Raw genomic sequence first — 3,868 nt, forward strand, 5'->3', positions numbered from 1 at the left:
TTCGATCATCGCGACCCGTCCCTTGCGTGGATCATCGGTCAGGACGGTGACGAAGGCCGCGATCGCGTTGTGCACCTGCCCTTCCACGGTGTCCGCCGGAGTGTGCAGTGCGGTCAGGGCTGCAGCCCGAATTTCCTCGGCGATGGCATCGACAACGTGCCGCAGGAGATCGTCTCTGCTGCTGAAGTTCTGGTAGAAGTAGCGCTCGGTGAGCTTGGCCTGCGCGCAGATCGCGGTCATCGTCGCGCCCGCGGCGCCGGCGGTGCCGAATACTTCCAAACCGGCTTCGAGCAGCCGCGTCCGACGCTCGGTTGCGCGGTCGTCTGCGCTCATGCCTGCGTAGCGGCGTGTCGTCGGAGTCATGGATAGATGTTGACAGATGCACGTGCTGTGACGCAGACTACAGTTATCTGACATGGCTTCCTGTCAGATTGACGGAGGTTGATTATGTCTCGGATACTTGCCGCTCCACCAGCGGATTCGCGCCTGGAGGCAGTCTCGGGTGACGGGGGACTTCCCGTCGTCGGGCACACCCTCGAATACATCAAGGACCCCCTGGCGCTGTTCGGACGGCGATGGGAGAAGTACGGCGAGGTGTCGTGGCTGACCATGGCCGGGCAGCGCTGGATCACCGTCCTCGGACCGGATGCATGCCAGCAGGTTCTGCAGAACAAGGACAAGGCATTCGTCAACAGTGACGGATGGTCGTTGCTGATCGGCCCGTTCTTCCACGGTGGGCTCATGCTGTTGGATTCCGAGGAGCACCTTCGGCACCGCCGAATCATGCAGCAGGCCTTCACGCGTGACCGTCTCACCAAGTCGGTTGATTCCCTCAATCCTGTCGTCAGTGCGGGCTTGGATGCATGGACCGCAGCCGACGGTTTCCTGGTGTATCCCGCGCTCAAATCCCTCACCCTCGATATCGCGACGAGCATCTTCATGGGCGGGGCCGAGGGCAGCACCGAGGCCGAAATAGCGGAAATCAATGCCAGTTTCGTCGCCTGCGTGCAAGCGGCAACATCCATCGTCCGGTACCGACTGCCGGGCACCCGGTGGAAGCGTGGACTCGAAGGCAGGAAGGTTCTCGACGCCTTCTTCCGGCGGTACCTTCCGGCCCGGCGCGCGAGCGCGACCGACGACCTGTTCTCGGTGTTGTGCCACATCGAATCCGACACCGGACAGCGCTTCACGGACGACGAAGTGGTCGACCACATGATCTTCCTGCTGATGGCAGCCCACGACACCTCGACCATCACGCTCTCGACGATGATGCAGTACCTCGGACAGCATCCGGAGTGGCAGCGAAAGTGCCGGGCGGAGTCGATCGAGCTGGATACCGATTCGCCGACACTGACGCAGCTCGACGATCTGCACTCGCTCGACCTGGTCATGAAGGAGTGCCTCAGGCTCGTCTCGCCGACCCCCGTCGTCGCTCGGCGGGCGGTGAAGGACACCGAAGTCCAAGGCAAATTCGTCCCTGCCGGGACGTACGCGTCGGTCGCGCCACACTTCACCCACCACATGGCGGAGTACTGGCCCAACCCCGAAGCGTTCGATCCTGGACGGTTCGACGCAGACCGATGCGAGGACAAAGTGCATCGCTACGCGTGGGAGCCGTTCGGAGGCGGAGTGCACAAGTGCATCGGCATGTTCTTCGCCGGGGCCGAGATCAAGACGATCATGCACCACCTGCTACTGCGGTACGACTGGGACGTGGACGCCGATTACGTTGCACCGCTGAACTTCACCTCGCTGCCGTTCCCGGAGGACGGCCAGCCGGTGAACCTGCGCCTCAGGTGAGTCGGTCGGTCAGCCACCCGATGATATCGGCCGTGACCTCGTCGCGGTTGGTCTCGTTCACTATCTCGTGTCGCGCGCCCTGGTAGATCTTGACGGTTACATCGCTCATGCCGGCTTCACGGTAGCGGGACGCCAACTGTTCGATCAGCTGCCCACCACCGGCCAGTGGATCGTCGGATCCCGAGGCGATCAACAGTGGGAGGTCGGAGCGAATCTCACCGAGCTGGTGCGGGTCTGCGAGCTTGTCCGCTTCGGTGAACAGTGCGGGGACTGTGGTCTCGGGTAGGTCGAAGCCGCACAGCTCGTCGGCGACGTAGGCGTCGACCTCCGCTTCGTCGCGTGAGAGCCACTCGTATCCGGTGCGATGCTCGAACGCGCTGTTGAAGACGCTCAGGTCGCCGGCCGGGGCGTCGACCATGCCGGCTGCGAGGACGTCGAGGGTAGTGGATCCTGACAGGACGACCCCCGCGTACAGGTCGGAGCGCTCGATCAGGACATGTTGTGCAGCAAACGATCCCATCGAGTGTGCGAAGAGGACCAGCGGAAGGTCCGGATAGTCGTTCAACAACTTTTCGCCGAGCTGCTCGATGTCCGCCCACAACGCGGCGAAGCCGACCGACCCGAAGTCTCCAGGCGTCTCGGTGATCGACGCGCCGTGTCCGCGATGGTCGGATGCGACGACGTGGAACCCTGCGGCATTCAAGGCTGCGGCGAACCGTGCGTACCGGCTGCCGTACTCGGCGAGCCCGTGCGCGATCTGTACGACGCCGCGGGCGGGCTCGACCGAGGTGGCCCACGTGTAGGTCGAGATATCGAGCTGGTCCTGCTTCGAGATGTACGACGATGCTGCGGCGTTCATGAAGGTCTCCTTCGGCGTGGGCGCTGAGAAGGAACGTATCGCTTCGTCCGTTCGCGGATCGTCGTAATCGCCTACAGGGGCGAAATGTTCGACGACGGGGAACGGATCGTAGAAGTGATGCAGCAGCGCCTTCCACTCCTGGTACTCATCCGACCCGCGGAAGCCTTCGGTGTGGTCCTCGAGCGTCTCCCACTCGACGAGCAGCAGGTAGACATCGGGACTCTCGATCCCGCGGGACAACCGCAGGCTCACGAAACCGGGCATCGCCGAGATGATCGACGATGCCCGACCGAATGCCGCTTCGAACTCCTCGGTGCGAGTGGGTAAGACGTTCAGTAGCGCGTGTTCCAGGATCATCGGCACAGTCGATTCAGTCGGTGCGCTTCTTGGTCCCCGGCAGAATTCCCGCGTCGATGACGGCTTTGACGTAGGGGCGCACGCTGATGATCAGTTCCTCGGCGTCGTCGATGCCCTTCCAGATGGACGACGCGAGGACGTCGGTGCGCTGCTCGATGTGCGCGTCGAGTTCGACGCCCTGATCGGTGAGGGTTTCGCCCCCGTCGGTGGTGGTCAGCAGTCCACGCGACGCCAGGCGTCGAGCGGCTGCATCCCATTCTTCGTCCGACCACTGCCGTGTCAGCTGAGTGATGCGCTTGCCGAGCACTCGCCGAGCCTTCGGATCCGGATGCACGGCTTCGTGGAACACGACGGCTTCCGCGGGATCCAACTGCGCGTCGACGAGGGCTGCCAGGTGGCCGTCGCCGCGCCACTCCCGGATGACAGCGATGGAGTGCCACAGTGCAAGGTGCGGAGCGTCGGGACGTTCGGACGAATGCCACGCGGCGGACAACGTGCGCCCGGCGAAGACGGCGGTATCACCGATGTCTCGCAGGCGGTTGCCGATCGTGACGAGCTGGGGGTCGGTCGCCAGTGGTCCCAGCGCGTCGGTCAGGACGGCGTCGAGCAACTCCCAGCGGCGTTTGGTGATCGTGTCGAGTCCTGCGGCGACCGCCGACGGCCAGACCCGCTCGACCAACTCGGGGTTGAAATTGTAGAACGCAGCTGCGACGACGCTCGCCGACGTCTCACCGAGGGGTGCGGCCCGAGACCCGAAGTACCAGGCATGACCGTCGAGGCCGGTGTCCTGGCCTGCCGACTTCAGATGCGGATTGAAGTACGCCGTGATGTGAAACGGCTCGAATGTCGTGT

At 63.8% G+C, this 3,868-nt stretch carries 4 protein-coding genes and 1 pseudogene; 1 reads left to right on the forward strand and 4 read right to left on the reverse strand.

What is annotated here, in order from left to right; genetic code table 11:
• A partial coding sequence (locus A2J03_RS17810) for a TetR/AcrR family transcriptional regulator (RefSeq protein ID WP_231912584.1) occupies positions 1–363 on the reverse strand: 363 nt, incomplete at its 3' end.
• Positions 364–447: 84 nt separating this feature from the next.
• Here A2J03_RS17810 and A2J03_RS17815 point away from each other — a divergent pair.
• A complete protein-coding gene (locus A2J03_RS17815; RefSeq protein ID WP_068376425.1) occupies positions 448–1,800 on the forward strand; it encodes a cytochrome P450 in 1,353 nt (450 codons plus the stop codon).
• On the opposite strand, the gene A2J03_RS17820 is transcribed toward A2J03_RS17815, so the two are convergent.
• From A2J03_RS17820 to A2J03_RS17825, 3 genes and pseudogenes are all read right to left on the reverse strand, one after another.
• On the reverse strand, positions 1,793–2,659 hold the full coding sequence (locus tag A2J03_RS17820; protein ID WP_068376429.1) for an alpha/beta fold hydrolase: 867 nt from the start codon (positions 2,657–2,659) through the stop codon (positions 1,793–1,795). The two genes, A2J03_RS17815 and A2J03_RS17820, sit on opposite strands and share 8 nt — an antisense overlap.
• A gap of 72 nt (positions 2,660–2,731) precedes the next feature.
• Positions 2,732–3,016: pseudogene (locus tag A2J03_RS31185) on the reverse strand (antibiotic biosynthesis monooxygenase family protein); the annotation flags it as partial.
• A 13-nt stretch (positions 3,017–3,029) separates the two neighbouring features.
• A partial coding sequence (locus A2J03_RS17825; RefSeq protein ID WP_068376427.1) for an SCO6745 family protein occupies positions 3,030–3,868 on the reverse strand: 839 nt, incomplete at its 5' end.

It is taken from the genome of Rhodococcus sp. EPR-157 (assembly GCF_001647195.1).
Classification (GTDB): Bacteria; Actinomycetota; Actinomycetes; order Mycobacteriales; family Mycobacteriaceae; genus Rhodococcoides.